The organism is Micromonospora sp. LOL_024, from assembly GCF_048060415.1.
Taxonomy (GTDB): domain Bacteria; phylum Actinomycetota; class Actinomycetes; order Mycobacteriales; family Micromonosporaceae; genus Micromonospora.
On sequence record NZ_JBHMIS010000198.1, the window covers coordinates 1 to 431 of the forward strand.

Genomic DNA, 431 nt, shown 5'->3' on the forward strand with positions numbered 1-431 from the left:
GAAGCGGCCCGGTAGAGCGCACCGGTGATGTCCAACTCCTGCGCGCAGGTCAGGTCGTGAAGGTGTCCCGGCATCGCGTCCGAGGTCCAGATTGGTAGGCCGTCGGGGCGCATGATCGCTTGGATGTTCGCGCCGAAGTCGCGGTGCTTTCCGGAGTACCAGGCGTCGATCGTCTTGCCCTTGACGCTGGTGGTGGTTTCGGTGATCCGGTCGGTGTCGAACAGCTTCCCGTCGAGGATCACGTGCGTCCAGCCGTCCGCGGCGACCTGGGCCAGGGCGTCGTGCAGGGTCGGTGTCTGCGCCGCGAGGACGCGTACGGCCTCGGCGACGTACCGGTAGGCGGTGGCCCTGGACACCCCGAACCCGGCTGCGAGGGTGGTCTTGTCCTCGCCCTTGCGGAACCACACCAACACCAGAAGCGCCTGGTAGAA

General features: G+C 67.1%; 1 protein-coding gene. It reads right to left on the reverse strand.

Going from position 1 to position 431, the window contains the following annotated elements; genetic code table 11:
- Positions 1-413: transposase family protein (locus ACFHWY_RS28865; RefSeq protein ID WP_416583383.1), on the reverse strand; the 413-nt coding region annotated here is incomplete at its 3' end.
- Between the last annotated feature and the right edge of the window lie 18 nt (positions 414-431).